Origin of the sequence: Neobacillus sp. CF12, from assembly GCF_030348765.1 — a bacterium.
Classification (GTDB): Bacteria; Bacillota; Bacilli; order Bacillales; family Cytobacillaceae; genus Neobacillus.
Genome location: NZ_JAUCEU010000007.1, coordinates 12,967 through 38,632 on the forward strand (window position 1 = coordinate 12,967; position 25,666 = coordinate 38,632).

The window sequence follows — 25,666 nt, forward strand, 5'->3', positions numbered from 1 at the left end:
AAAAAAGAGGGAAAAGTTATGGATATCAGAAATATTTTAATAGTCAGTCCAATGTATAGAGAACTTAAATTATTAATTGAAAAGGAAGTCACGGATAAGTCTTTTCGATTTATTTCTGAGGGAGAGCTTACACAGGATAATTTAAGCTGGGCAGATGCACTGGTTTCATTTAATTTAAAAGCAGATTATGATTACAGTACTGTGAAATGGGTTCACTCTTTAGGAGCCGGGGTGGACCGGTTCTTATTTAAAAAGGATTGGAATGAAGAGGTTTTATTAACAAGAACAATTTGTTCTTTTGGGCAGAGGATTGCAGAGTATTGTTTAAGTTACTTCTTAAAGGATTTACAATTTCATGATACCTTCTGGGAGCAAAAGCAACAAAAAAAATGGGAGCAGCGAACACCAAAACTAATAGGAGAACAAAAAGTTCTTGTATATGGAACCGGAGAAATCGGTCAAATGATTGCGAAGGTTTTCTCAGGATTGGGAGTTGACGTGTTCGGGGTCTCTTTAAGTGGGAAACAATCTGCCTATTTTAAAGAGGTCATGAAGTTGGAAGACCATTTTTCACAAATAAGCGAAAAGAACTATATCATCAATACATTACCGTTGACAGAACAGACAGAAAAATTATTCGACAGTTCTATTTTTAATAAACTTTCAGATGTAGGATTTATAAATGTGGGAAGAGGGGCATCAGTTGACGAAGGGGCCTTACTGCAAGCATTAAATGAAAACTCAGTTAGATTTGCTGTACTTGATGTGTTCGAACATGAACCGCTTCCAGGAAATAATCCATTATGGAGTCATCCAAGGGTTCAAATTACTCCACATATTTCTGCGGTTACGACACCCAATGAAGGGGCGGCTTGCTTTCTGGAAACACTTAAAAACATCGACGAAAACAAGCTTCTGAAAAATAGAGTTGATACAAAAAAAGGTTATTAAGGATTAAGAATAGAGTGAACAAACCGAAAACCCTAATGAATAGGGTTTTTCCTTTAGTATGGTAACGCTTTAAAAATCGTAATGAAATGTTCACATGTAGAGTAGTGAAAATGAGGTAAAATGAACTTGTATCTAATTTATGTGAAGAAATTCACAAGTGGTGGATTTTTATTTTTCAATCATAACAGAGGTGGTACAACATGGGAGAGCTTTCAATAAGTGCCTTACTCATAAGATTTCTTTTGGGAGGAACAGCTGTAGCTGTTTCAACACTTGTTGCAAGGAATTTAGGTGAAAAAGCTGGGGGAATCTTTGCAGCTTTTCCAGCCGTATATTTAGCAGCTTTATTAACAGTTGGTTTGGACTTCAGCGGAGATAAGTTAGTAGCCCATTCCATCTTATTGTCAAAAGGCGCTATCGTCGGGATGGGAATTAATATTTTAGTTGCCATTCTCGCTGGTTATCTCTTGCCTAGACAAGGGTGGAAGCGCGGTCTTATCCAGGCTATGGGCTTTTGGCTAGTTGTATCAATGGCGGTTGTGATGATTACAACTTACTCATGAGAAAGGGTGCTACCTATGTATAAAGATTTACTTATTCGCTTTATTCTTGGCGGGTCAGCGGTGATGATCAGCTATATGATAACGGTCATTTCTCCGTGGAAAATTCTTGCTGGTATCTTTGCAGCTTTTCCAGCCGTGATGATTACTGCGGTTTTAATGGTAGGGATTGCCTCTGGTTCAAAGAATGCAGCGAAAATTGCCAATGGATCCGTTTTTGGAATGATTGGCGGTGTTGTCTGTGTGGCAACTGTTTGGACCGTACTACAAGTCAGCGGCAATTGGACATTAAGTATTATACTTGGTCTTGTGTTCTGGCTGGGGAGTTCGATCATTGTATCTTCATTAAGAGACAAGATTATAAAAAGTAAGAAAAACACAGTTAGGGCTGCCTGATAATAGGTTATGACATATATAAAGTAAAAAACAAGACGGCAAGTGGCCGCCTTGTTTATCGTTACATATAGTGTGATTCAATATAAAACCTATTCCTCCGTTTCTTCTGTGCCTTCTTCATTTTGTTCTGTTTCTTCTGTTTCAGTATCATCATTTCCAGTATCGCTACATCCAGTGGCAACTCCAAGCAACATAAAAACGGACATCATTGCAACTAACCAAGTTTTGTAACTTTTCATCTCAAACTTCCTCCTTGAATGCTTGCAATTTGTACTACAGGATTATCATACAAGCTTTTGAAACGAAAAAGATTTAATTTTCCATTTCTTAACATTCTTTAACCTTCTCTTTATCAAACTTCAAACGAATTGACGCATAATTTACAAAAATTTTAAAATGCTCTCTTTTTGATGATCAGCAAACTAATGATTGACCGACGGTTATAATTTTGTTACTCTATACTTAACTTTTATTCTTATCAAGAAACTTTTAAAATTAAATCGTAATAAATAGATGAATCATATAGAATGAGTGATAGAAAATAACACTAGAAGGTGGGTATAAATGAACTTACAAGCAGATGTTTGTATCGTTGGCGGCGGACCTGCAGGGACATTACTCGGACATTTATTAGCTAAAAACGGGGTATCGACCATTATTATTGAACGATCTGCTGGAGTTAATCGTCAATTCAGAGGCGAGCATATTAATGCCGAAACAGAGGCAATTCTAAAAGAACATCAATTATTTAAGAGAATAGAAGAGCTTGGGATTCTAAAAATGAAAAAAGTAGAATACTTCTCTGGTAGAAAGATAGTAAAGAGTATCACCCCTGGAAACCACGAAGATCATGTAGGAATTCATGTGCCTCAAGGACATTTATTAACAGCTATTATCGAAGAGTCAGAAGAAAACAAACATTTTCAACTATTATTTAACACCACTGTTAAAGAACTGATTCAAGATGATCAAGGTTACTACACAGGCGTGAAAGCCATACAGAATGGGGAAGAAATTCTCATTTCTAGCAAGGTAACGGTAGGTGCAGATGGCCGATATTCAACCGTTAGAAAGTTAGCAAAAATTCCTACTGTTGAAATGACTCATGGATATGATGTATTGTGGGCGAAAATTCCTGCTCCAGCAGGATGGGAACCTACAACTAGAATGGTACTGGTAAATGGACATCAGTTGGCATTATTTTCACAGACGGGGGGCCTCATCCAAATCGGCTGGAATATTGCCGAAGGATCATTTCCAACCTTGAGGAAAGAATCTTTGCAGCCATTTCTTGATCCATTGATAGAAAGTTTTCCGGAACTAGAGGAAAGTATTAAAGAGCACCTTCAATCTTGGAATAACTTTGTCTGTCTAAAGGTGCAAAGCTCTCGATGCGAAACATGGGTAGAGGACGGATTAATCCTCATAGGGGATGCTGCACATACAATGACACCAACAGGTGCAATCGGAATTAATTGTGGAATGAAAGACGCTCATATCTTAGCACCAATCCTTACCAAAGCCATAGAAGAAAAAGATATAAGTGCAGGCCAACTGAAAATATTCGAAATGAACAGAAAAAATGAAATCAAAACCCAACAAATCATGCAAGTACTGCAAGAAACAACATTTTCTGAGAAGTTCGCATAATAAAAACGGTGACAGGCACCAAATATACAAAAATTCGCTTTTATGTAGCGATTTTTGTATATTTGGTGCTTTTTTGTTTTAGCTATGTTGTAGGATTGGCTTGAATGGGAGATTATATGTTTACTGATTATGGAGGGGTAATTAAGATGAATTTGAAGGTTTCACTTACTCGTGCTTTTTTTATTAGTTTGGTATCGCTCATGGCTTTTAGCTTTGTGGCGATTCTTATAAGGGCAGACAAGATTGTTGATTTTGATCATACCATTATTCGTGCTGTCCAATCTCAAGAGTTTCTTTTCTTGACCAAGATCATGGAGTTTTTTACTGTGGTTGGGTCTACGCAAGTTGTGATTGTATTATGTTTACTGATTATCTTTTTTCTTTATAAGGTCCTGCACCACCGTAAAGAATTGATATTATTTATTGCTGTAGTGGCCGGGTCGCCTTTACTGAACTTATTGCTTAAAGAAATCTTCCAAAGAGCACGTCCTGATTTACATCGCCTGATAGAAATTGGTGGATATAGCTTTCCAAGTGGTCATGCGATGAATGCCTTTACGGTGTATGGAATTCTAACCTTCCTACTATGGCGGCATATTTTCACTCGAACAGGTCGGACCCTATTATTGCTTTTTAGTGCCTTTGTTGTCTTCATGATAGGGGTGAGCAGGATTTATTTAGGTGTTCACTACCCTAGTGATGTAATTGGCGGGTATTTCGCCAGTGGTTTCTGGCTGGCAACATCCATTTGGTTCTTTCAATGGTATATGGAAAGACAACCGCATCTGGCTAGTAGGATGCTAAAAAGATCTTAAATTTGAAACAAAGGAACATAGACATGGAATATATAACAACAAACCAGTGGGCTGAAGACCTATGGCAAAAGACTCGAGATATCTATAATGTGGCTTTTGGAGAGCATGCAACCAAGCCAGAAAAGATAATTCGAAACATGTTTGCAAGGGGACTTTGTTCTCTGCACGTGTTAATGGAAAACGATAAAGTTCTTTGTATGGCGTTGACTGGTTCTCTGACTGGGTCAAGTGTGTTACTGCTTGATTATTTGGCAGTTCGTAAGGATTCCCGTGGTCATGGAATCGGGAAAGATTTTTTCAATTATATAATCGAATGGGCACGTTCACAGTCTCAATATAAACGTATATTAGTTGAGGTGGAATGTGATGAAACGCCCGAAAATCATGCAAGAATACATTTCTGGAAAAAATGTGGATTTCAGTTGTTAGACGACTATAAACATTGTTATAAATGGGGACCCCAACACTATATGGCAATGGTTCTTCATCTTAAAGGTAAGCCTGCAGCTCCATTAAAAGGTGAAGATTGCCTAAAGTATATGGCTTCTTTTCATAAAGAATCCTACAAATTAGGCTAGTCTCGTTTCCTAGAAAACTGTAGAATAATGGTAATACAATTCTACGGTTAAAGGATGGGGAGAGTTGGAATGATTACATATCCGTTTTTGAAAAAAAAGGCCACTATAGGAGTAACCGCACCTTCTTCAGGCGTGGAAGAAGAATTGCATGAATTGGTGAAACGATCATGCAGTCGACTAGAAGATAGAGGCTATAACATTATTTGCAGAGATACCGTTTGGACTCAGGACAAAGCGAGATCTGCACCAGCAGTGAAACGTGCCCAAGAGTTTAATGAAATGATGCAGGACGAAGGTATTGATCTCATCCTTCCTCCGTGGGGTGGAGAACTACTTATTGAGGTCCTTGAAGAGATTGATTTTGATAACCTGAAGGAAAAATGGGTGCTTGGTTACTCGGATACGAGTTTATTGTTGCTGGCTATTACGTTAAAGACGGGTATTGCAACCGCACATGGAACGAACTTAATTGATTTAAGAGGCGAATATACTGATGATACGACAGCTATGTGGGAAAGTGTATTATCAACGAAAGCAGGATCAACGATTACCCAATATTCATCAGAAAAATATAAAAAAAAGTGGCAGCACGACAACCCTTCTCCTTGTATTTTTCACCTAACGGAGGAAACCAAATGGAAGACTCTGACAGGAGAAAGTGTAAAGGTTGAAGGGCGATTGCTTGGCGGTTGCATTGACATTATCCGACATATAATTGGTACACCTTATGGTGATGTACAAAGTTTTCGGAAAAAACATATTAATGATGAACCAGTGATCTGGTATTTGGAAAATTGTGAATTAAAAACAACGGATTTGCGTAGATCGTTAGTGCAAATGAAATTAGCAGGATGGTTTGATAACTGTTCTTGTATTATGTTTGGCCGGAGTCCTGCCAAAGAGCCAGTAGAAAACTATACGACTAAGGATGTTTACCAAGACTTGTCTACTGAACTCCAAATACCGATAATTTATGACATCGATTGTGGTCACGTGCCGCCTCAAATCACCTTTGTGAACGGGGCTTTTGGCGTGGTTGAGATTGAGGGCGGCAAAGGGACAGTCGTTCAACATTTTAAAGCATAAGTAAAAGGAGGGGTGACTATGAAAGAAAAAGATAAATGGGATGAATCGCATCGCTTATGGTCACTCCCGCCATTACCATGGCTTATGAAACAAAATTGGAAAGATCTTCTGTTTGCACATTATCCAATTAAGCTTGAGCTATTACGAGAGCTAGTACCTGAAATGCTCCCGTTGGACTCGTATAACGGTATGGGTTGGATTGGTATCGTTTCGTTTCAGATGACTGGAGTCCGGCTGCGTGGTTTACCGCCAATTCCGGGAACAAACACCTTTCCTCAAGTAAATGTCCGTACCTACATTAACATTGACGAAAAGCCGGGCGTTTACTTTTTAAGTCTAGACGCTGCCAACCGGTTAATTGCGAGAGTGGCTAGGAAATTTTTATACCTGCCCTATCATCATGCTGACATCACAATGAAGCGTAACGTGTCTGGTTTTGCTTTAAACAGTAAAAGAAGAAGTAATAATCAAGCAGGACTAGTGTGTAGCTATAGAGCCATTTCAGAAACTTATTATGCTCCTAAAGGAACGTTCGATGAATGGATGGCTGAGCGATATTGCTTTTATACCGTAAACAAAAAGGGCTTACCGCTTCGTTGTGATATTCTCCATCAACCATGGCTGCTGCAGCATGGAGAAGCAGAAATGAATCACAACACGCTCCTGACCAAGCAAGGTATACAAGTCGAAAAAGAAATGCCTGTCTTTCATTTTTCAAAAAGAATGGAGGTCCGTGCTTGGCCGTTGCTTCCAGCAATGGAATGAATTTAATATAAGTCTTTGGACATGAGGGTAGAAACGTCTTTAAAACCCAATTTCTCGTAAAGATGTTTGGCATGGTTTCCGGCATAGACATTTAGTTGGACTTTTTTATAGCCCTCTGCTCGTAATTGGATAAAAGCTGCCTTACATAATTTTTTTGCGGCACCCTGTTTGCGATAGTGGGGGAGCACATACATTTCATTGATAAATCCGACCTGTTCATCCGTATTTTGATCAATGATACTTCCTAGCCCAACCCAGCCTTGAATACTATTATTTTTTACCCTTACAAGGTAATAACCCCCGCCATTTAAAAAAGGAGTCATCATTTCAATCGCTTTTTCGCGACTCGGCTTCACATAGCCCATTGTGGCTTCTTTTAATACCTCCAAATGGTAATTTAAGATTCTTTGAGTCTCTTCATAGGTTGCTCTTCTAACCGTCATTCCCTTTGCATCTCCTTTGAAAAACTAGAAAAATTCCCTAGTCAAATACCTAACCTATAGTATGATAATCGATTTGATGTGGATACTGCATTGGTTTTAGAGTCGCACTCGCAAGTCATGATTGAATTTTATATGTAAACCTTATTGTATTTCTAGTTGACATAAAAAGACGAACCTATTATTCTTAATTTAAGGAATATTTTGGGGGAGATAATTATGAAACTTAGAACGACTGATCTTACGTTAGCTGCAATGTTTGTAGCTCTTATGGCTGTGGGGGCTAACATTACCTCGATAGCTCCATTCATGGTCGTGGGTGGAGTACCCATTACGTTGCAAACATTTTTTGCTATTTTAGCAGGAGTGGTTCTTGGCAGTCGATTGGGAGCCATCGCCATGATGGTTTACGCATTCGTTGGTTTAGTAGGAGTTCCTGTTTTTGCTCAATTTGGCGGCGGATTTGGCATGTTTTTGAAGCCAACATTTGGTTTTATTGTTTCTTATGTTTTTACAGCGTTTGTAACGGGTTACATAATTGAAAAGATGAAAAATACAGTTCGGGTTTATGCTTTCGCTGCACTTGTAGGGATGGCCATCAACTATGTGTTCGGAACGAACTGGATGTATGCGGCTTATAAAATTTGGGCGTCCGCACCAGACGGATTTACCTATAAAATGGCTTGGTTATGGATGGTTGTTCCACTTCCAAAAGATATTATTCTAGCTGTTTTAGCAGGTATCGTGGGACATCGTTTAAAACGTACCTTATCTAGAAGTCAGTTAAGCAATGTTAAGAAAGTGAGTTAACAGCAAGGGGGGATTGGATGAGTAAATGGAAGGAATTAGCTGCACAGGTTCTAAATGGTCATGATATTTCAAAAGAGGAAGCGTTAAGCATTTTGAATTCATCCGATTTGGAGTTATTAGAGGTATTGCATGGAGCTTATGTAATTCGCCATCATTATTATGGAAATAAGGTTAAGCTTAATATGTTAATGAATACAAAATCCGGCCTATGTCCTGAGAATTGTGGCTATTGTTCGCAATCAAGTATTTCGAGTGCTCCGATACAAAAATATCGAATGGTTGATAAAGACACTATCCTCAAAGGAGCGGAACAAGCTTATCAACTTCATGCTGGTACGTATTGCATAGTTGCGAGCGGCCGCGGTCCTAGTAATCATGAAGTGGACCAAGTTGTTTCAGCAGTTAAGGAAATAAAGGATAAATACCAGTTGAAAATTTGTGCTTGTCTAGGAATTTTAAAACCAGAACAAGCGATACAATTAAAAGAAGCTGGTGTCGATCGCTACAATCACAACCTTAATACCTCAGAAGATCATCATGACTCCATTACTACATCACACACTTATCATGATCGAGTTAATACTGTTGAGTTAATAAAAGAATCAGGGATTTCTCCTTGTTCAGGGATAATCGTTGGTATGAGGGAAACGAAGGAGGATGTAGTAAACGTGGCAATGAGTCTAAAAGTATTAGATGCAGATTCGATTCCTGTTAATTTTCTACATGCTATCGATGGTACTCCTCTTGAAGGCACAAAGGAGTTGAATCCACGATATTGCTTAAAGGTCCTAGCCCTTATGCGGTATGTGAATCCAACGAAAGAAATCAGAATATCAGGTGGACGAGAAGTTAACCTAGGAACCTTACAACCTCTGGGATTATATGCTGCGAATTCAATTTTTATCGGAGATTACCTAACAACTTCAGGACAAGAAACAACTGCAGATCACCAAATGCTTGAGGATTTAGGTTTTGAGGTGGATTTTGTAAAAGAGACAATTCAATCATAGTTCATTCGATTAAAATGGCGTCATCCTTTGGGTGATGTCTTTTTTTTCGAAGGATAAAAATATATAGTAATAAGTAGAAAGAGAATTGGTCTTGAAGGGAGAACTAGAATGTCAGAACAAAATAATTTAGGAGAAGCCTATAAGAAAACCACTTATAAGGTGCCAGGTCATGGTCCAAGGAATATTCAAGTGTTAAAAGAGACATTGTTGGGTATCGATGGAGAAATGGAAAGTGAGATGTACGGTAAGGGAAAAGTCATCGATGACTTCCAAGCGAAAATGGCAAAATACCTTGGCAAAGAGTCTGCTGTATTTTTCCCAACCGGAACGATGGCACAGCAAATTGCCTTACGAATTTGGTGTGACCAAAAAGGGATCAAAAAAGTCGCTTATCACCCGCTAAGTCATTTAGAGATTCATGAGGAAGATGGCTTAAAGGAATTGCACCATATTGAGACTTATTTATTGGCTGATAAAGACAGAGTCATTCAATTAGAAGATGTTATTGGTTTAGAGGATGACATTGCCTGCTTATTACTGGAATTACCACAACGGGAGATTGGCGGGCAGCTTCCAGACTATAAAACATTGGAAGATATTTCGGCGTATTGTAAGGAAAAGGGCATTAAATTGCATTTGGACGGTGCCAGACTGTTTGAAATTCTGCCGTATTATCAGAAGAATGCAACAGAAGTATGTGAACTTTTTGATAGTGTGTATGTTTCATTTTACAAAGGGATTGGTGGGATTGCTGGAGCGATTCTCGCAGGGGATCATGGCTTCACGGAAGAATCAAAAATATGGAAAAGGCGTCATGGCGGCGATTTAATCAGCCTTTATCCGTACATTATTAGTGCTGATTATTATTTTGATCAACGAGTGAATAAGATGGAGCGGTATTTTGAGGAAGCGAAAGAATTTGCTCGCTGCTTTAACCAATGTCATGGTGTTTCAACCAAACCTTTGGAACCAGTTTCCAATATGTTTCATGTATATTTTGATGCACCAAAAGAAGAGATGGAAAGGATATTAGCAGCAATTTACGAAGAAACTGGCATTGGTTTAACCAGTTATGTTCGTGAAGTAACCAAAACAACCAGTAACTACGAAATAAGCATTGGGGATTTGTATGCTCAACTCCCTAAAGAGAATGTAAAAAAGGTCTTTCAACTTCTTGATGAAAAAATGAAGGCATTAAAGTAATTAATAGGTAAGAAAAAATCCCCCATTTCAGTTAATCGGAATGGGGGATTGCTCATTAGATGACATAAGGTCCAAAGAATATTGTTAAGAGTAAAATGTGAATACCAACAAAATACGTGATTCTAATGGTACCGCTCCAATCATTTGCGCGTTTCGTATGATTCGTTAACCAATAAGCGATGATGGCAAATAATATCAAGTAAAAATAGGAACTGCCGGTAAAGGTTAAGTAAGTTGGAGCGTTTGTATAAATGTTGTCGACGAAAAATTGATCCTTCCAAATAATCGCTGCTACAGCATAAAGTCCAATTCCTGTATAGAAGTACCAGCCTGGATCACGGTCAGCGATTCTATTTCTAAACATATACATGAACACAATGAAAAGAATCGGCCATATAAACCAGATAACAGAAAAGGCAATTGCGAAAAATGACGATGTTACCATACCAAGTGTTTTTCCAAGGGTGTGCAACCAATCATCTTGGGTGAACTCAATTAAATCACTTATGGCATCTTTATTAGATGATGATATTTTTATCTTATGTCCATCACCATCCAAATCAACCCATGCAATGGTTTCCTCATCCATCCATTGCGGATTCGTTGAAATTTCTGGTGTGTTGCTGCGGCGTTCTGTTTTTGTGGAACCATCTTCGTTTATTACTGCCGTATAGATATTAAAGGTTGTTTTGTCATTGAATTGAGTCTCTGTTCGCCCATTTGCGTGAAATAGGATGGTTGGTTCACCATTTTTAAATCTAAGAATGACATCAGAAACCTCGGTCAAACTGTTTGTTCCTGCCGGATCTTGAAAGGTAAGTTCGTAGAGCGACTGCGTATCCTTACCAGTAATATTTGTTTGCATAAAATAGTTAAAAAACTCTGGATTTCCTTGTGTTGATTCTAACTCCTCCTGAAGTAACAGTGCCAGTGTCTGATTTTCCAATGCAAAGGAAATATCGTTCACCACTTTTCCTGGGTCAACCTTCAGTCTTGTTTGATAGACGGAATTTATTTTTCCGTTCGTTAATTGTTGCAGTGTAAGGTCAACCCCGTTTGGATCCGATGAATAAACGAGTAAATATACTCCCTCTGCGTTTTCTTGCGGAATAATATCCAGTTTCTTTAGATCAATATCGATAATCTTTTCGGATTGCTTACTTTCAGGTGTAAGTTGATAGAGAACATTTTCTTTTACATAAAGAATAGTGGTTTCCAAAGGATAGAACTTTTCGACATCCGAGACAATTTTATTCTTATCCTGGTCATAGATGTTTTTGAAATCAAAATAGATAACCGTTTCCTCATGTTGATAAACTTGTGTCCATTTATCTACAGGTATGTCGTATGTTTTCTGATCAATCACTTTGAAATTCTTGCCAAGTGTGGTTGTGGCTAATTTTCCACCTTCAAATCTAGTAAAAACAAAATCTCCCTCTTTCGTTACTTTAACAGGAGGCAGTTTATTTAGGTCAGTTACTCCGACCATTAAAGCTCTACTCCAATCTGGAGCTGGAGGTTCCGTCACTTTTGAGAAGTTTTGATAGAATAATAATAGCAAACCGAAAACCAAGATGAATCCGGGTATGATCCAATATAGATGCGTGCTGAATTTTTTGTTCATAATACTCCCCCACGGTACTAGTTCAATTTCTCTAATTATTTCAACAAAAATAATATTAACATAATTCTGACAGAAAATGCTATTTCCAATAAAATTAGGATACATCTTTAATAAGTCTTTGGACTTTTTCATGGTAAAATAACTAGGAGAAAAAGACTTTAGGAGATATAAATGAACGATAAAAAAATACAAGAGGTAGATTTATATAAGCCGATTCAGAAGTATTTTTCACATGATGGCTATGAGGTTTATGGTGAAGTGAAAGACTGTGACATAGTCGCTGTAAAAGAGGATGAGTTGGTTATTATTGAATTAAAACTTACCTTAAGTGTAGATCTTCTAATCCAGGCTGCTAAACGACAAAAGTTAACAGACCAAGTATATATAGCGATTCCTAAACCAAAGGTTCGGATGAGATCTAAGCAATGGGCAGATAAATGTCATTTGATCAAAAGGCTAGAGCTTGGATTAATTATCGTTTCCTTCTCAGGTAATCGTTCAAAAGCAGAAATCCTCATCCATCCAACTCAATTTATTCAGAAAAAAGGCACTGCCCGGAACAAGTTGAAAAGAGAGGCCATCTTAAAGGAAATAAGCGGGCGCAGTGCAGATTTCAATGTTGGTGGAAGCAATCGGACGAAAATTATGACCGCTTACAAAGAAAATTGTATTCACATTGCTTGTTTACTAGATAAAATGGGACCATTATCCCCGAAGGCTTTAAAAGATATGGGTGCGGGTGATAAAATACCATCAATATTATCGAAAAACTATTATGGTTGGTTTGAACGGATTAAGAGAGGCACCTATATGATTACGGAGAAGGGCAAATTAGAGGTGCAAGAGTATCAGGAACTTGTAAAGTATTACCTAGATAAAATTGAGGATTCCAATTAAATTGAAACATTTTTTGGGAATTTTAAAAAAGTTTTCGGATATTAATTTGCATTTGTGAAATTTGTCTGTTATAGTAAAGGAGAATTATTTTTGTTTGTCAGTTGGATTAAAAAGTTTTCAAACTTTACGTCTAAAGAACTGAGCAAGGATAGTAACACAATGTGTGCATAGCACACGAGGAGGAAACAACAAATGGAACAAGGTAAAGTGAAATGGTTTAATGCAGAAAAAGGTTTCGGATTCATCGAAAGAGAAGCAGGAGACGATGTATTCGTACATTTCTCAGCTATCCAAAGCGAAGGTTTCAAAACTTTAGACGAAGGTCAAGCAGTTACTTTTGAAGTAGAACAAGGTCAACGTGGACCCCAAGCTACTAACGTTCGTAAAGCTTAATAAGAACCGTCATATATAAAAAGACTCTCATTTGAGAGTCTTTTTTCGTTGTTTCAGAAGTTTTTAGTGCGAATCGTGCCCGCGAACATGGGAAGATGGGAGGAGAGGGAACGATTATGAGCGAATCGTGCCCGTGACCTGGGAAAAGTGGGAGGAGAGGGAACGATTATGAGCGAATCGTGCCCGTGACCTGGGAAAAGTAGGAGGAGAGGGAACGATTATGAGCGAATCGTGCCCGCGAACATGGGAAGATGGGAGGAGAGGGAACGATTATGAGCGAATCGTTCCCGCGACCTGGGAAAAGTAGGAGGAGAGGTTAGGATTCAGACAGAATCGTGCCCGCAACCTGGGAAAAGTAGGGGCAGGGGTAACGATTAGGAGTTAATCGTACTATGGTGTTGAAAAAACCAAAGGCACGAAACACAAAAAACCCTGCTCAAAAAATGAGCAGGGCGGGTAATCGAAAAACGTAAAACGTAAAGCAAATGGTAGACACAGTATAGCATACATTTTCCTCAATCCCTAATCTTTTTAAAAAATAATCAAAAAATTGTCTAAAAAATACGTAATATTAGCGTAGGCCGGCGGCTTTTTCAACCTGTGCTTGGTGTTTTGCGTCGGCTTTCCCATCAACATGGCGTGTGCTATTACCAAAATAGACGTCGAAATGTCCGGTAATACCATTGTTTGCAATATACTCGCGTTCGTGTGGCATGAAACTCATACTTGCTGCAATCTTCCTGCCGTCGATTTCAAGGATCACAGCCCTTGGAGTCCACGAAAATCCTCCCCAAATTGATTTTGCGATGTTGGAGTCATTCGTCGTAATGGTTTCACTATCCGCATGATTCGCGCCAATGGTACGTTTAATACTAAAACTCTTCCCAGTAGCAAAGTCTGTCACTTTTGCAGTTTTTCCAATGGAGAAAATATACTGTGCCTCTGTCCACCAATCCAAAAATTCTCCATGTCTGTCACTAACAACCTCTTTCACAGCAATGTTATGAACAGGTATTTTCAATTTTTGACCTATTGTTAGCTTACTGCTAGTTGTTAGGTTATTAACTCGCAATAATTCTGCCTGAGGAATTCCATATCGTACACTTAAGTCCCAAATATTGTCACCAGATGTGATGGTGTGAGTGGTATAGGTTATCGTATTGTTTGCTGTCTGCACGGGCGGATTTAGTCCATCAGGAATGGTAAGAGCCTGGCCAATTTGCAAAATATCACTTGTTAAACTGTTTGCTGTGCGGATGGAATCAATACTTATACCAAATTGCTTTGCAATAACTGAAAGACTGTCACCAGACCTAACAGAATATGTAAAAGTCTTTCTCTCTTCTTGTACAAGTGGTGTTGGGGCAGGAGCGGGCGCAGGTGTTACTCCAGCAGCCGGAATAGTTAATGTTTGTCCAATTGAAAGATTATCACTCGTCAGGTTATTCGCACTCCGTAAGGAAGATACACTGATACCAAAACGGCTGGAAATACTCCATACAGTGTCTCCGGCCACTACAGTATATGATGTGGCGGCAGCAGGTTCAGGAGCAGCCGGCTTAACTCCAGCAGCGGGAATGAGTAATGTTTGACCAATTGACAGAATATCGCTTGCCAGGTTATTCGCACTTCGTAAGGCAGAAACGGATGTACCGAAACGACTTGAAATACTCCATAAAGTGTCTCCGGCCACTACCGTATACGGTGTGGCGGCAGCAGGTTCAGGAGCAGCCGGCTTAACACCAGCAGCGGGAATGAGTAAGGTTTGACCAATTGACAGAATGTCGCTGGTCAGGTTATTGGCACTTCTTAAAGCAGAAACGGATGTTCCGAATCGACTCGAAATACCCCACAAAGTTTCTCCCGCAACAACGGTGTATTCTGTAGGCGTAGATACCGAGGAAGGGATGTTCAAAACTTGTCCGATTTGAAGCATATCAGTGGATAAGTGATTTGCACTCCTCAATGCTTCCGGTGTGGTTCCAAACCTTTTAGCAATTCCATATACCGTATCTCCCGCCACGACGGTATAGGGAGTGATTTTACTACCATCATTTTGGGCTACATTTAGAGGGGGGTCTGCAGCTAATGCAGTATCATTATCATTTGCACTTAATGAGATAGATGTTATCGCCATTCCTCCGAGAATGACCTTAATCATCGTTACCTTTAATCCCGGATAGCCTTCTTTTAAGATTTGCTTGGCTGTTGCTTGTATGCCTTTAGTTGTAGCTGGTGTACTGCCTAAATCAGCAGCAAACTCAGTTAAGTGGTTGTCTAAGAAAATAAATAATGTTAATTGATTACTTTGTGGGTCCAATCTTATTTCATGTCTTTGAACATTCACCTATTTAGTATTCTCCCTTCGAAAAAGAACCGTTCTATTAGGTTTTTTTCGATAGGTACTATAGTCCTATAAGATTTTTTAAGATTAAAAAGGTTTAAATTGTTTTTTGTTGAAATAAGTATAGTAAGTTTTTCCATTGGTGAGGTGGGATAAAAATTGAATGATATCCAATATGCTTTTATAAATGAATTTGGCCAATACGGATTCGATTTTGATCAATCTGAGACTTCGACCCACTTAATAATCGTTTCTATTTTAGTAAAAGGTTTTGATGTAGAAATTCTTGAACAGGAAGTTGAAAAAATTAAACGAAATCATATTCAAAAAAGGGAAATAGATGATAGTCTTCGAATGGAAATCTTACAGGATTTAAAGGACTTACCTTTTAAGGTCTATGCCTATGTTATTGATAAGCGGAAAATTAGGGAAGATAGTGGCGTTACCTATGAAAAGACGTTTATTAAATTTTTTAATCGAAAGATTTTTGATGATTTATACCGGACTTTCGATACCCTTGACCTTGTTGCGGATGAAGAGGGATCAAAGGAGTTTATGCAAGAATTTATCACATACGTAAAACGGAAGTGCATCCCTGATTTATTTAATTTTTCGACCTTTGGTTTTAATAATAACCAGTCGAAAATTCTCCTTGAACTGGCAGAGTTTATTGCAGGAACGATTGCCAAAGGCTATGATGTCAAACAACCTTCTGAGCAGTATCCATCGTTCTATAAACTTCTAAGAAATAAAATCATCACGATTAACCTGTGGCCACATGATTATAAGCACTATCTTTATGACTACCATTTTGAAAAAACAGATTCACAAACCGATCAAATTATCATTAAACAAGCAGTTAATTTGGCTTACCAATACATAGAAGAACATATGAAAAGTGAAGATGAGGATGAAAGAGTCCGAATTGATTTACTTAAGTTTCTTCTATTTAATTTGAAGGAAAATCCGGATGAGTACGTGTATACGGAGGAAATTCTTGAGAACCTGAATGCTATCAGGGTAAACAAAATAAAGCAGCATTATTTTCGATCAAATATTGTTTCGAAGCTTCGTGACCATGGGTTGTTAATTGCCTCTAGCAATAAAGGGTACAAACTGCCGGTTTGTTTAAATGATTTGTATGACTTCGTAAATCTTTCAAGCCTCACTATACACCCGATGATTCAAAGAGTAGCCAAATGTCGAGAGCAAATTTTGCTGGCTACGAACCGAGAGATAGACATCCTCGAAAAAGGAGAATATGACTACTTAAAAAGAGTAATTGAAATGGAAAAAATAGCTCTAAAGAATGATTATTAAAATGAGGGGTAAAGGGAATGTTTGCTTACAAAGTAGATGAAGAAATATCAATAGAATTATTGCAGCAGCATCATAAGGAAGAATTATATGATTTAATCGATTCAAACCGTGAACATCTGCGGAAATGGCTGCTATGGGTAGATAAACGCAAATCAGCAGAAGATTTTGAGCCGATCATTCCGATTTGGATAAGAAACTATGCGGACAATAATGGCTTTGACGCGGGTATCAGATATAATGGGAAAGTAGTTGGGATGGTAGGACTCCATTATATCGACTGGAAAAACAGCTCAACAAGTATTGGGTATTTCCTGTCTGAAGAAGCACAGGGTAAAGGCATTATCACTAGGGCAGTATCTTCGTTATTAAAATACCTATTTGAAACCTTGAAGATTAATAGAGTCGAAATCCAAGTCGCTGTAAACAATCATAAGAGCATTGCTATTCCTGAGAGATTAGGTTTTGTTTGTGAAGGAGTTAAACGGGATGGGCAATGGCTGTTTGACCACTACGAAGACATTGTTACGTATAGTATGCTAGCAAATGATTGGAAAAACTAAATAATCAACACACTCGTTCACCTCAACGTGGACGAGTTTTTTTATGTATGTTAATCAGAGGATCATAAAGATATTATTTGGAAAACTACTGGAAATTAAAATTAATTGTTTCCTGTAGGTGGAAAAATGAACAACTATACCAATGACAACAGTGCCAGACGATACAAAGCCCATGTTAGTATTGCAGGCATCTCTCAAATTCACGTCCGAAACCCTTATATTATTGCTTGGTGGTCCGCTGCATTTCCAGGTTTCGGACATCTGCTTTTATCTAAATACCTGAGAGGGTATGCTCTGTTTATTTGGGAAGTTATTGTGAATATAAAGGCTCATGTTAATCTAGCGATGATTTACTCCTTTCAAGGAAATATTGATTTGGCGAAGGAAGTTTAAGACACAAGATGGCTTTTAATGTATATTCCAGTTTACATATTTACTATATGGGATAGTTATCGCACAACCGTTGATATGAACAAAATTTACCTTTTAGCAGACAGTGAGGATCACATTTTTAATACATTCAGTTTAGGAGCAGTAGAAATAAATTATCTTGATAAAAGAAACCCTGTTATTGCCCTGGTATGGTCGCTATTTGTGCCTGGTCTTGGGCAGCTATATGTACATAGGATTATGACAGCGTTTTTTGTTATCTTTTGGGTGGTTGTTTTCTTTTATTTTTCGCATGCCCAAGAGGCCGTTTCCCTCTTATTTTTAGGAAAAGTAGATATGGCCACTGCCGTAATAAATCCTGAATGGCTTTTATTTCTGCCATCACATTATGGTTTCGCTGCTTTTGATGCGTACATGAGCGCGATTGAAAATAATAAACTCTACAAAGAGGTACAAATGAAGTATATAAAAAAGAATTACCAAGTACCAGGTTTTCGATTACTAAAAGGACAAAAGGTGACGTGATCCGTGTGCAACTCTTTTCCACTTTTGAAAGTAATGCTTTTTTAGAAATAGCGATTTCACAATTGGAGAAAAAGGGGATTAATAAAGAAGATATATTTGCGATCCCACTGGATAATAGAACAGAGAATCGGAAGGTTTTTGATTCTACACATCATTCAGACGGAACATCATTTAGTGATATAGGGATGGCACTAGCCACTGCTTTTTCGGTGATTGGTGCTAGTATTGGATTTAAATTGGCGTGGGGGCCAATTTACTGGGGACTTATTGGTGCCTTTATCGGATTTGTTCTGGGATTCGCTATTAGCCTTTTTACTGAGACGGTTTTAAAGAAGAAAAATAGACTTAAAAAAGGGAAACATTCAGAAGTTATTCTCATTATTGAATGTGATGAGACACAAGCAGAATTTGTTGAAATGATTCTTTGGAACCATTTTGCGTTAGGAGTAGCAAAAGTAATGTAATGCTAGATAAATAAAGTACATAAAAAACCCACTTACAAGGGGTGCTGAGTCATCATAGGTGTACCTGGACACCACTATATGTTGCTCAACTATTAATAAGGTGTCTCAGCACCCAATAATGCACCAATATTTATACATAAAACTCCTTTAGTTGGAAAAGGATATAAAAACTGGGAGGGGTTTTGGATGCGGAAGAAGGTCTCCAATTTGTGGAAGAAGGGTTTGAATACTGAACCTGATTTTAATGAACAGTCCAATGCCGAGGTAATTGAGTTAAAGAAACAGGATATTAGCGCTAGTTATGATCAAAATTTAGCGACTTTTAAGTCTCTTTTTTCTGTTCCAGATAATATTGATGTCAAAGTGCGTGAGTTCACCATCACTTCCCTCAACCGCAGGGGGTTTATTATTTACTTGAGCACAATGGTAGGTTTACAAATCATTATGGAAAGCATAATGGAGCCATTAATTGATAACGAGCACCCGGGAGAAAAAATTCCCGATATCGTTGCTTACCCTATTGCAAGTACAAATACAAATATTGGTGAGATTACAGAATTTATTACTGGTGGGAACACCGCCTTATTTGTCGATGGCGATGAACAATGTTATTTGTTCGAAACGACCCAAATTAGTGGCCGTTCCATTGAAAAATCTGACAATGAGGTCATTGTCAAAGGGGCAAAAGAAGCTTTTAATGAAAGAGTAATCGACAATATTGCCTTAATCCGTAAGAAAATTAAAAATGAAAATCTTCTAGTTGAAACGCAGACGATTGTAAAACGATCCAGAAACAATGTATTTCTTGTTTACCAAAAGGACCTTGTAAATGAAGAACTGCTAAAAACCATAAAAGATAAGCTAAGTTCATTTAGTGTTGATAGTATTATTGATTTAAGTATTTTAGAGCAATATCTAGAAGAGCGGCCCAGGTCCTTATTTCCTACTATACTCTATACGGAACGTCCTGATCGTGCGGCGGCTTATATCGAAGAAGGGCATATTGTTTTATTAATGGAAAATTCACCAGCTTGTTTAATCCTGCCTGCTACTTTTTGGGCGTTGTTTCATTCGCCGGAAGATCACTACTTGAGAACACCCTATGGTAATTTCATTAGAATTCTGAGGTTCTTAGCCCTGTTTGTTGCCGTTTTCACCTCTTCTATCTATATTGCAATTACAAATTTTCACGTCGGAATGATTCCTCCTGATTTATTGATGGCGATTGCGGGGACGAGGGAAAGGGTACCTTTTCCATCAATAATAGAAGTCCTCATGATGGAAATTGCCTTTGAGCTAATACGTGAAGCTGGTTTACGTGTGCCATCTCCCATTGGTCCAACAATTGGGATTGTCGGTGCGTTAATTCTTGGTCAAGCCGCGGTGCAGGCGAACATTATTAGTCCAATAGTAATCATTGTTATTGCCTTAAGTGGATTAAGCTCATTTATTATCAGTGATATAAGCATGAATTTCGCTATTCGTATTACCCGATTTTTATTTATATTTTCAGCAGGGTTTATGGGGATATATGGAGTGACAGCTTTATTTATTGGTGGACTCTATTATTTAGTTTCATTGAAATCGTTTGGTACTCCCTATTTTGCACCTATGACACCACATTCCTTCTCTTCAAAGGACTTGCTCATTCGACATGTTCCGATGAAAGAAAGGTTCCGCCCAGGATATTTAAAGCCAAAGGATATGGTTAAACAAAGAGAGGGATCATAAATATGAATCAGCAACCTGGAAAACTTGGAATTCGTGAACTTGTTTCCATCGCTATTTTAATGGTTGGGGCGAAAGCCACTGAAGATACACCAGCCATCCTGTATAGTAAGGTGCAAAATGCAGCGTGGATGATTCCGCTCTTATCGGCTGTAATTGTCTTTATCCCTCTTTTTTTACTAATAAAGACGATGTCTTTGTATCAAGATAAAGATTTGTTTTCCGTGATAAAAAAATTATTTGGTAAATATCTTGGTTTCATCGTTTGTCTTGTAATATTTATGATCAGTTCGTTTGCTGTTTCGTTTGACACAAGAACATATACCAACATCATCCGATCGTTTTATTTTACGACAACGCCCAATATCATCATCTATGCCATGTTAATGATTATTTGTGCATATGGTGCTAAAAAGGGGCTTCAACATGTCGGATCCGTATCCTATCTGATTGTTTTCTATTCGCTGCTCTCTTTATATATTGCTTTAGGGATTAGTACGCAACAAAGCAATATACAATCTATGTTCCCCTTTTGGGGGCCGGGCTATCTTGAAATAATCAAGTTTAGTTCACAGAAAATATCTATTTTTGCTGATTTTTTTATTCTGACGATGATCATTCCATATGTCACGTCAAACAAAGTTTTTAGAAAAGGGACTTGGATTGCCTATGTGTATGTCAGCATTCAAATTAGTGTAGCTACACTCATTTTTATATGTGTGTTTGATGAGTCTCTAGGAGGAATTGCTTATCCATTCCACATAGCGATTCGCTTTATTTCCCTTGGAGAGTATATACCGAATGTCGAAATCATCTTTTTCATCATTTGGATTATGACAGCTTTTATTCGTTTTACCGCATTTATATATATTAATGCCCTTATGTTCGGTCGACTCTTCAAAATTAAAGACTTTGAATACCTAATACCATCGCTGACAACGATATATCTGCTGATTGGAATTCTTCCGGAATCACCCATGGATGTCACATTAGTGCTAAAACCCCTAATACAAAATTTGGCGGGTCCAATGTTTGCTGTCATTTGCATCATCCTTTGGTTGGTTGCGCTATTAAAAGGAGAGTTTAAACATGCCAAAAACAAAAACAGTATGTAGATTATTGTTGTTTTTCGTCATGGTTATGTTACTAACAGGTTGTTGGGATAGAGGAGAACTTGAAGATAAATCTTATGTAATTGGTCTGGGATTGGATCTTTCAAAGCAGGAAGGGAAAATTAAGGTAACCATGTTACTTGCCAATCCCGAAGTGGGAAGTATGCAAGGCGGTGGAGGTTCAACAGAAGAGGCCAGAGAGATCATCTCGTTTGACGCTAATGATTTTATTGCTGCCAAAGCAACTGCAAATTCAGTCATTTCACGCAGTATCAGTTATGAATTGTTAAGAATTTTTGTTGTCTCTGAGGAATTTGCGAGAGACTCCATGTTTACAACGACATTTTTTGAAGTATTAAAAGATAAGGAAATTCGCTTAAATAGCTATCTAGCTGTATCTAAAGAAAAGGCAGCACAGTATTTTTTGAAAAATAAACCAAAAATGGAAACAAGGCCACACAAATACTTTCAATTTATGGTTGATCACGGGATTGAAAATGGGCTAATTCCCGATTCTACACTGTTCCGTTATTTTCAATCTGCAGAAAGGGGGACAGACCTCTTTTTAGCAATGTACACAACAGCGATAAGACAAAACAATCCTAGAATTCAAATGGAAGATGAATACATGGCAGGGGAATTGAATGCAACCGGTGAACTAGATAATACTCAATTTATTGGGTCAGCTGTGTTCAAGAAGGGTGTCATGATCGATAAACTAACGGGACAAGAAACACGCACGGTCAATATTCTAGATGATACTACGAATATAAAAGATATCTTGGTGAATTTAACGGACCCTTTTTCGGACTCTAAGGAACAAATTGCAGCAAGAATCATGAAAACAAAAGGCAATGAAATAAAAATGAATTTGAAAGGGGTCAGACCACAGATTTTTATCACGATCCCTTTACAGTTCGAGATTATGTCGAACCCCTCAAAGGCTAATTATGCAATAGAAAAAAACCGACAAAAATTAAGAAAACATATTGCTGATCATATTGAAAAAATGAATGAGGACTTACTAAAAAAAACACAAACAAAATTAAAAGGTGTACCCTTTCCATTACCTATATATGCTAAGAAATATTTTGGAACCATACAAGAATATAAAAAATTTAATTGGGAAAAATCCTACCTTCGCGCAGACATCCATGTAAAACCTGAGATTGAAATTGTTGATTATGGGAAAGACACAAATAGACCAATAAAGGTGGGGCAGTAGTTTGCAATTAATTATTATCCTTGCATTAATCTCTATTTCGGCCTATACTTTTGGCTTTGGTGTCACCTTATGGAAGGAGAAACAGAAAATAAGTGCAATGGCGGTATTTTTCCTAACCCTTATTATTGTAGTTCTCCCATTTTTTTCAGTGCTTCAATAATAGCTGACAGAGCTTGGAATACCGCTGCCAAACCACTGGTTCACAAGTATTTAATTCCTTATTATTGGAAAATATATAGTCGAGGTGATAGAATGGCTAATGCAAAAGTTGGCGATAAGATTTCCTTTAAACGAGAGGGGAATTCTTTAGAAGGTGTGGTTACAGGTGTAAGGGAAAATTCGGTTATGGTTCAATATGGAGTCTCAAAAGATAAAGATGAACCACTAATAACGATTGTAAACCATAAAAATTACAAAATAACAAAATAAGAAGTAAACAAAATGAATATTTAAACGATAAAAAATCCCTTTGGAGCCAAAGGGATTTTTTACATTTAGTCATTAGTCTTGATTGCGTTGACCTTTTCGATTGTTTGTTAAATTAGTTGCAACATTTTTTGCCGTATCTACAGCATTCATAGCGACATTCTCGGTGGTTTCTAAGGCACTATGAAGAGTGTGAAAGGCGGCACCCGCTGTTTCTTTAATACCTTCAGCAACACCTTTATTCGTTTGCTTTTGGTTAGACATTATTCTTCACCTCCTAAACAGCAATAGGTTATGTAGTAAACGCTGGACTATACATGATGATTACTGGAAATAAAGATTGGAAAAAATATTTCCATTAAACTAATCCATACATTAGGGAATTATAAAGATGAAAATAGAATGAATTTGGAGGCATCAAGATGGAAGAAATGAAAAAAATGGAAAAATTGCTTCGGGATTATGGTTACCCTGAAAAGGCGATTCCACGCTTAATGAGAGAAATAAGTTCAATGAACTATGATAAGGTGAAAAAGCTGATCCTCCCATATAACGATATGACAGCTGGAAGGTCTTAATGGAATTTTAAAAACAAACATAATAATATTATGTAACTTAGATAAAGGCTCCATCTAATATTCTTACAATCGGATGGAGTCACATTCATGAATTGTGTACTTTTCAGATTGAACTGAGTACATATAAAGTAAAAGGGAAATCAAAGGGAGAAGAACGTTCATGAGTGCCTTAAAGGATGATGGAAAAAAGCGAGTTGACAAGAACCAAAGAGAACGAATTTTTCAGGATGAAGGTGAGATTTTTCCAGGGAGGACGTTTAGTGAAGTTGTTTTGGAACCGTCCTACCATGAAGCAAAACAACATTTGCTTGAGCCGATGATGATGATTAATAAAGCTCATTTGATTATGCTGACAGAGCAGAAGTTAGTTTCTCTTGCTGAAGGGAAAAAAATTGCAGATGCTATTACAAGTCTTGACCTGCAATCAATTCGAACCTCCCACTATAACGGTCAAGTAGAGGATCTGTTTTTTCAGGTAGAGGGAGAAATGCTTGAAAAAACCGGTGATATTGCTGGAAATCTCCATATTGGCAGAAGTCGAAATGATATGTGTATTACGATGTTTCGCATGGCGCTTCGAGATAGACTCCTAACCGCGATTACATCATTGCTATATTTAAAAGAGGAGTTATTAGAGTTTGCTAGTTCTCATACAGATACGCTTATGATTGGTTACACTCACACGCAGCAGGCTCAACCTACTACGTTGGGCCATTATATAGTAGCTGTGGTTGATTCGGTAAACCGCGATTTCAAACGATTGACGTGCGCATACCAACAGTGTAATCAAAGTCCAATGGGAGCAGCTGCTTTTACGACCACGGGGTTCAATATCAATCGGGAGAGAATGAGTGAACTGCTTGGTTTTAGTAGAATAATAGAAAATTCGTATGATGCCATTGCCGGAGCAGATTACATCGCTGAAGTAATGACGGCTACGCAAATTTGTGCAATCTCTCTCGGTCGTTTTGTTCAGGATTTATTACTATGGAGTACACAAGAGTTTGGGGTCCTGAAAGTGGCAGATCCTTACGTACAAACGAGTTCGATTATGCCTCAAAAACGCAACCCCGTATCCCTCGAGCATATACGCTCCTTGTTGTCTACATGTGTTGGCAATACCCAAACAGTCTTGAATATGATCCACAACACTCCATTCGGAGATATCGTCGATACCGAGGATGATATGCAGCCTTATGGATGGAAAAGCTTAGAATTGCTAGAAAAACTGTGCCGATTACTGGCTTGTGTCATTGGGACAGCAGAAGTAAATGTAGAAAAACTTCGTAAACGAGCGGAAGCAAGTTTTTCAACAATCACTGAACTAGCGGATACAATAGTTAGAACAGATGGACTTTCATTTCGAACGGCACATCATATTGTCAGTAAAGTTGTTAAGGAGGCGCTGTCCCAGGGGGCCCTAGTGCATGAAGTAACATTGGCCCATGTGAATGCCGCTGCAAAGGTGATTATCGATAAACCTTTACAGTTAAATGAAGAAAGTCTTAGGAAAGCACTTGATTCTGATTATTTTATAAAAGTTCGTTCACTTCCGGGTGGTCCAGAGAGCAATGAAGTAAGAAGAATGGTTACAGATAGGAAGAAACAACAGAATGAACATCAAACCTGGCTTAAGTTAGCGAATACAAAAACTCTGGAGGCTTATCGAAAGTTAAATTCTATATTGGAAGATTGGCCATATAGTTAAATGTTAGAATTAAAGCCAGTTTCCTTTGAACTGGCTTGTTTTCATTTTGCCTGCTCCGGATTTCATAAATTATCTAAAGACTAAACTATGGACTCATTCCAGTAAAAA

29 protein-coding genes are annotated in these 25,666 nt (G+C 38.0%); 24 read left to right on the forward strand and 5 right to left on the reverse strand.

From position 1 onward, the window contains the following. Window positions 1-18 precede the first annotated feature (18 nt). The 3 genes from QUG14_RS00125 (at window position 19) to QUG14_RS00135 (ending at window position 1,907) form a co-directional block, all read left to right on the forward strand. Window positions 19-951, forward strand: a complete 933-nt coding sequence (locus QUG14_RS00125) for a D-2-hydroxyacid dehydrogenase (RefSeq protein WP_289338397.1) — start codon at window positions 19-21, stop codon at window positions 949-951. Window positions 952-1,151: 200 nt separating this feature from the next. After that, window positions 1,152-1,514, forward strand: a complete 363-nt coding sequence (locus QUG14_RS00130; protein ID WP_289338398.1) for a DUF3147 family protein — start codon at window positions 1,152-1,154, stop codon at window positions 1,512-1,514. A gap of 15 nt (window positions 1,515-1,529) precedes the next feature. Next, entirely contained in the window at window positions 1,530-1,907 is a 378-nt protein-coding gene (locus QUG14_RS00135) for a DUF3147 family protein (protein WP_289338399.1), read from the forward strand. 89 nt (window positions 1,908-1,996) lie between these two features. Here QUG14_RS00135 and QUG14_RS00140 read toward each other — a convergent pair whose 3' ends face one another. Further along, window positions 1,997-2,146, reverse strand: coding sequence for a hypothetical protein (locus QUG14_RS00140; protein ID WP_289338400.1), 150 nt, complete (start codon window positions 2,144-2,146; stop codon window positions 1,997-1,999). A gap of 325 nt (window positions 2,147-2,471) precedes the next feature. Between QUG14_RS00140 and QUG14_RS00145 the strand changes: the two genes are divergently transcribed. The 5 genes from QUG14_RS00145 to QUG14_RS00165 all read left to right on the forward strand — a co-directional run bounded on the left by QUG14_RS00145 (window position 2,472) and on the right by QUG14_RS00165 (window position 6,801). Beyond that, window positions 2,472-3,557, forward strand: a complete 1,086-nt coding sequence (locus QUG14_RS00145; RefSeq protein ID WP_289338401.1) for an FAD-dependent monooxygenase — start codon at window positions 2,472-2,474, stop codon at window positions 3,555-3,557. A 146-nt stretch (window positions 3,558-3,703) separates the two neighbouring features. After that, entirely contained in the window at window positions 3,704-4,372 is a 669-nt protein-coding gene (locus QUG14_RS00150) for a phosphatase PAP2 family protein (protein ID WP_289338402.1), read from the forward strand. Between the two features lie 23 nt (window positions 4,373-4,395). After that, window positions 4,396-4,950 (forward strand): GNAT family N-acetyltransferase, encoded by a 555-nt coding sequence (locus tag QUG14_RS00155; RefSeq protein ID WP_289338403.1) that lies wholly within the window; start codon window positions 4,396-4,398, stop codon window positions 4,948-4,950. Between the two features lie 69 nt (window positions 4,951-5,019). Further along, entirely contained in the window at window positions 5,020-6,036 is a 1,017-nt protein-coding gene (locus QUG14_RS00160) for a S66 family peptidase (RefSeq protein ID WP_289338404.1), read from the forward strand. 18 nt (window positions 6,037-6,054) lie between these two features. Continuing rightward, window positions 6,055-6,801, forward strand: a complete 747-nt coding sequence (locus tag QUG14_RS00165) for a YqjF family protein (protein ID WP_289338405.1) — start codon at window positions 6,055-6,057, stop codon at window positions 6,799-6,801. Window positions 6,802-6,803: 2 nt separating this feature from the next. Here the strand turns inward: QUG14_RS00165 and QUG14_RS00170 are convergent, their stop codons facing one another. Further along, entirely contained in the window at window positions 6,804-7,244 is a 441-nt protein-coding gene (locus QUG14_RS00170; RefSeq protein ID WP_289338406.1) for a GNAT family N-acetyltransferase, read from the reverse strand. 216 nt (window positions 7,245-7,460) lie between these two features. On the opposite strand from QUG14_RS00170, the gene QUG14_RS00175 reads away from it, so the two are divergent. The 3 genes from QUG14_RS00175 to QUG14_RS00185 all read left to right on the forward strand — a co-directional run bounded on the left by QUG14_RS00175 (window position 7,461) and on the right by QUG14_RS00185 (window position 10,264). Then, window positions 7,461-8,051 carry a biotin transporter BioY gene (locus QUG14_RS00175; RefSeq protein WP_289338407.1) on the forward strand — a complete coding sequence of 197 codons (591 nt, stop codon included), beginning with the start codon at window positions 7,461-7,463 and terminating at the stop codon, window positions 8,049-8,051. A gap of 17 nt (window positions 8,052-8,068) precedes the next feature. Beyond that, window positions 8,069-9,061, forward strand: a complete 993-nt coding sequence (gene bioB, locus QUG14_RS00180) for a biotin synthase BioB (protein ID WP_289338408.1) — start codon at window positions 8,069-8,071, stop codon at window positions 9,059-9,061. Window positions 9,062-9,169: 108 nt separating this feature from the next. Beyond that, window positions 9,170-10,264, forward strand: a complete 1,095-nt coding sequence (locus QUG14_RS00185) for a threonine aldolase family protein (protein ID WP_289338409.1) — start codon at window positions 9,170-9,172, stop codon at window positions 10,262-10,264. Between the two features lie 55 nt (window positions 10,265-10,319). Here the strand turns inward: QUG14_RS00185 and QUG14_RS00190 are convergent, their stop codons facing one another. Then, window positions 10,320-11,888, reverse strand: a complete 1,569-nt coding sequence (locus QUG14_RS00190) for a hypothetical protein (RefSeq protein ID WP_289338410.1) — start codon at window positions 11,886-11,888, stop codon at window positions 10,320-10,322. A gap of 171 nt (window positions 11,889-12,059) precedes the next feature. Between QUG14_RS00190 and QUG14_RS00195 the strand changes: the two genes are divergently transcribed. Together QUG14_RS00195 and QUG14_RS00200 are read left to right on the forward strand one after the other, a co-directional pair. Beyond that, the gene (locus tag QUG14_RS00195) at window positions 12,060-12,785 is read left to right on the forward strand and encodes a DUF2161 domain-containing phosphodiesterase (protein ID WP_289338411.1); all 726 of its coding nucleotides are present in this window, start codon (window positions 12,060-12,062) and stop codon (window positions 12,783-12,785) included. Between the two features lie 192 nt (window positions 12,786-12,977). Next, a complete protein-coding gene (locus QUG14_RS00200) occupies window positions 12,978-13,178 on the forward strand; it encodes a cold-shock protein (protein WP_026568674.1) in 201 nt (66 codons plus the stop codon). Between the two features lie 571 nt (window positions 13,179-13,749). Here the strand turns inward: QUG14_RS00200 and QUG14_RS00205 are convergent. Beyond that, window positions 13,750-15,525, reverse strand: coding sequence for a LysM peptidoglycan-binding domain-containing protein (locus tag QUG14_RS00205; protein ID WP_289338412.1), 1,776 nt, complete (start codon window positions 15,523-15,525; stop codon window positions 13,750-13,752). Between the two features lie 156 nt (window positions 15,526-15,681). Here QUG14_RS00205 and QUG14_RS00210 point away from each other — a divergent pair, with 156 nt between their 5' ends. The 9 genes from QUG14_RS00210 to QUG14_RS00245 all read left to right on the forward strand — a co-directional run bounded on the left by QUG14_RS00210 (window position 15,682) and on the right by QUG14_RS00245 (window position 23,275). Then, a complete protein-coding gene (locus QUG14_RS00210; RefSeq protein ID WP_289338413.1) occupies window positions 15,682-16,842 on the forward strand; it encodes a dynein light chain family protein in 1,161 nt (386 codons plus the stop codon). 17 nt (window positions 16,843-16,859) lie between these two features. Continuing rightward, the gene (locus QUG14_RS00215; protein ID WP_289338414.1) at window positions 16,860-17,402 is read left to right on the forward strand and encodes a GNAT family N-acetyltransferase; all 543 of its coding nucleotides are present in this window, start codon (window positions 16,860-16,862) and stop codon (window positions 17,400-17,402) included. 126 nt (window positions 17,403-17,528) lie between these two features. Next, window positions 17,529-17,795, forward strand: a complete 267-nt coding sequence (locus QUG14_RS29680; protein WP_353961050.1) for a hypothetical protein — start codon at window positions 17,529-17,531, stop codon at window positions 17,793-17,795. Window positions 17,796-17,813: 18 nt separating this feature from the next. Then, on the forward strand, window positions 17,814-18,317 hold the full coding sequence (locus QUG14_RS29685; RefSeq protein WP_353961051.1) for a hypothetical protein: 504 nt from the start codon (window positions 17,814-17,816) through the stop codon (window positions 18,315-18,317). Between the two features lie 5 nt (window positions 18,318-18,322). Beyond that, window positions 18,323-18,781, forward strand: a complete 459-nt coding sequence (locus QUG14_RS00225) for a hypothetical protein (protein ID WP_289338415.1) — start codon at window positions 18,323-18,325, stop codon at window positions 18,779-18,781. Between the two features lie 186 nt (window positions 18,782-18,967). Continuing rightward, the gene (locus QUG14_RS00230) at window positions 18,968-20,512 is read left to right on the forward strand and encodes a spore germination protein (RefSeq protein WP_289338416.1); all 1,545 of its coding nucleotides are present in this window, start codon (window positions 18,968-18,970) and stop codon (window positions 20,510-20,512) included. A gap of 2 nt (window positions 20,513-20,514) precedes the next feature. Continuing rightward, a complete protein-coding gene (locus tag QUG14_RS00235; RefSeq protein WP_289338417.1) occupies window positions 20,515-21,624 on the forward strand; it encodes a GerAB/ArcD/ProY family transporter in 1,110 nt (369 codons plus the stop codon). Further along, complete coding sequence (locus QUG14_RS00240) at window positions 21,599-22,846, forward strand: Ger(x)C family spore germination protein (protein ID WP_289338418.1); 1,248 nt, start codon at window positions 21,599-21,601, stop codon at window positions 22,844-22,846. Before QUG14_RS00235 ends, QUG14_RS00240 begins: the two co-directional genes overlap by 26 nt. Window positions 22,847-22,915: 69 nt before the next feature. Then, complete coding sequence (locus QUG14_RS00245) at window positions 22,916-23,275, forward strand: DUF2187 family protein (protein ID WP_289338419.1); 360 nt, start codon at window positions 22,916-22,918, stop codon at window positions 23,273-23,275. 72 nt (window positions 23,276-23,347) lie between these two features. Here the strand turns inward: QUG14_RS00245 and QUG14_RS00250 are convergent, their stop codons facing one another. Next, window positions 23,348-23,536 carry a hypothetical protein gene (locus tag QUG14_RS00250; RefSeq protein WP_289338420.1) on the reverse strand — a complete coding sequence of 63 codons (189 nt, stop codon included), beginning with the start codon at window positions 23,534-23,536 and terminating at the stop codon, window positions 23,348-23,350. Between the two features lie 158 nt (window positions 23,537-23,694). Here QUG14_RS00250 and QUG14_RS00255 point away from each other — a divergent pair, with 158 nt between their 5' ends. Together QUG14_RS00255 and argH are read left to right on the forward strand one after the other, a co-directional pair. Then, window positions 23,695-23,850 carry a hypothetical protein gene (locus tag QUG14_RS00255; protein WP_165978996.1) on the forward strand — a complete coding sequence of 52 codons (156 nt, stop codon included), beginning with the start codon at window positions 23,695-23,697 and terminating at the stop codon, window positions 23,848-23,850. A gap of 160 nt (window positions 23,851-24,010) precedes the next feature. Beyond that, window positions 24,011-25,558 (forward strand): argininosuccinate lyase, encoded by a 1,548-nt coding sequence (gene argH, locus QUG14_RS00260; protein ID WP_289338421.1) that lies wholly within the window; start codon window positions 24,011-24,013, stop codon window positions 25,556-25,558. Window positions 25,559-25,666 lie beyond the last annotated feature (108 nt).

What these genes read in the sequence shown, in the direction of transcription:
- QUG14_RS00125 (WP_289338397.1), top strand. Translation starts at nt 19, where the DNA reads ATGGATATCAGAAATATTTTAATAGTCAGTCCAATGTATAGAGAACTT.
- QUG14_RS00130 (WP_289338398.1), top strand. Translation starts at nt 1,152, where the DNA reads ATGGGAGAGCTTTCAATAAGTGCCTTACTCATAAGATTTCTTTTGGGA.
- QUG14_RS00135 (WP_289338399.1), top strand. Translation starts at nt 1,530, where the DNA reads ATGTATAAAGATTTACTTATTCGCTTTATTCTTGGCGGGTCAGCGGTG.
- QUG14_RS00140 (WP_289338400.1), bottom strand. Translation starts at nt 2,146, where the DNA reads ATGAAAAGTTACAAAACTTGGTTAGTTGCAATGATGTCCGTTTTTATG.
- QUG14_RS00145 (WP_289338401.1), top strand. Translation starts at nt 2,472, where the DNA reads ATGAACTTACAAGCAGATGTTTGTATCGTTGGCGGCGGACCTGCAGGG.
- QUG14_RS00150 (WP_289338402.1), top strand. Translation starts at nt 3,704, where the DNA reads ATGAATTTGAAGGTTTCACTTACTCGTGCTTTTTTTATTAGTTTGGTA.
- QUG14_RS00155 (WP_289338403.1), top strand. Translation starts at nt 4,396, where the DNA reads ATGGAATATATAACAACAAACCAGTGGGCTGAAGACCTATGGCAAAAG.
- QUG14_RS00160 (WP_289338404.1), top strand. Translation starts at nt 5,020, where the DNA reads ATGATTACATATCCGTTTTTGAAAAAAAAGGCCACTATAGGAGTAACC.
- QUG14_RS00165 (WP_289338405.1), top strand. Translation starts at nt 6,055, where the DNA reads ATGAAAGAAAAAGATAAATGGGATGAATCGCATCGCTTATGGTCACTC.
- QUG14_RS00170 (WP_289338406.1), bottom strand. Translation starts at nt 7,244, where the DNA reads ATGACGGTTAGAAGAGCAACCTATGAAGAGACTCAAAGAATCTTAAAT.
- QUG14_RS00175 (WP_289338407.1), top strand. Translation starts at nt 7,461, where the DNA reads ATGAAACTTAGAACGACTGATCTTACGTTAGCTGCAATGTTTGTAGCT.
- bioB (WP_289338408.1), top strand. Translation starts at nt 8,069, where the DNA reads ATGAGTAAATGGAAGGAATTAGCTGCACAGGTTCTAAATGGTCATGAT.
- QUG14_RS00185 (WP_289338409.1), top strand. Translation starts at nt 9,170, where the DNA reads ATGTCAGAACAAAATAATTTAGGAGAAGCCTATAAGAAAACCACTTAT.
- QUG14_RS00190 (WP_289338410.1), bottom strand. Translation starts at nt 11,888, where the DNA reads ATGAACAAAAAATTCAGCACGCATCTATATTGGATCATACCCGGATTC.
- QUG14_RS00195 (WP_289338411.1), top strand. Translation starts at nt 12,060, where the DNA reads ATGAACGATAAAAAAATACAAGAGGTAGATTTATATAAGCCGATTCAG.
- QUG14_RS00200 (WP_026568674.1), top strand. Translation starts at nt 12,978, where the DNA reads ATGGAACAAGGTAAAGTGAAATGGTTTAATGCAGAAAAAGGTTTCGGA.
- QUG14_RS00215 (WP_289338414.1), top strand. Translation starts at nt 16,860, where the DNA reads ATGTTTGCTTACAAAGTAGATGAAGAAATATCAATAGAATTATTGCAG.
- QUG14_RS29680 (WP_353961050.1), top strand. Translation starts at nt 17,529, where the DNA reads ATGAACAACTATACCAATGACAACAGTGCCAGACGATACAAAGCCCAT.
- QUG14_RS29685 (WP_353961051.1), top strand. Translation starts at nt 17,814, where the DNA reads ATGTATATTCCAGTTTACATATTTACTATATGGGATAGTTATCGCACA.
- QUG14_RS00230 (WP_289338416.1), top strand. Translation starts at nt 18,968, where the DNA reads ATGCGGAAGAAGGTCTCCAATTTGTGGAAGAAGGGTTTGAATACTGAA.
- QUG14_RS00235 (WP_289338417.1), top strand. Translation starts at nt 20,515, where the DNA reads ATGAATCAGCAACCTGGAAAACTTGGAATTCGTGAACTTGTTTCCATC.
- QUG14_RS00240 (WP_289338418.1), top strand. Translation starts at nt 21,599, where the DNA reads ATGCCAAAAACAAAAACAGTATGTAGATTATTGTTGTTTTTCGTCATG.
- QUG14_RS00245 (WP_289338419.1), top strand. Translation starts at nt 22,916, where the DNA reads ATGGAAGGAGAAACAGAAAATAAGTGCAATGGCGGTATTTTTCCTAAC.
- QUG14_RS00250 (WP_289338420.1), bottom strand. Translation starts at nt 23,536, where the DNA reads ATGTCTAACCAAAAGCAAACGAATAAAGGTGTTGCTGAAGGTATTAAA.
- QUG14_RS00255 (WP_165978996.1), top strand. Translation starts at nt 23,695, where the DNA reads ATGGAAGAAATGAAAAAAATGGAAAAATTGCTTCGGGATTATGGTTAC.
- argH (WP_289338421.1), top strand. Translation starts at nt 24,011, where the DNA reads ATGAGTGCCTTAAAGGATGATGGAAAAAAGCGAGTTGACAAGAACCAA.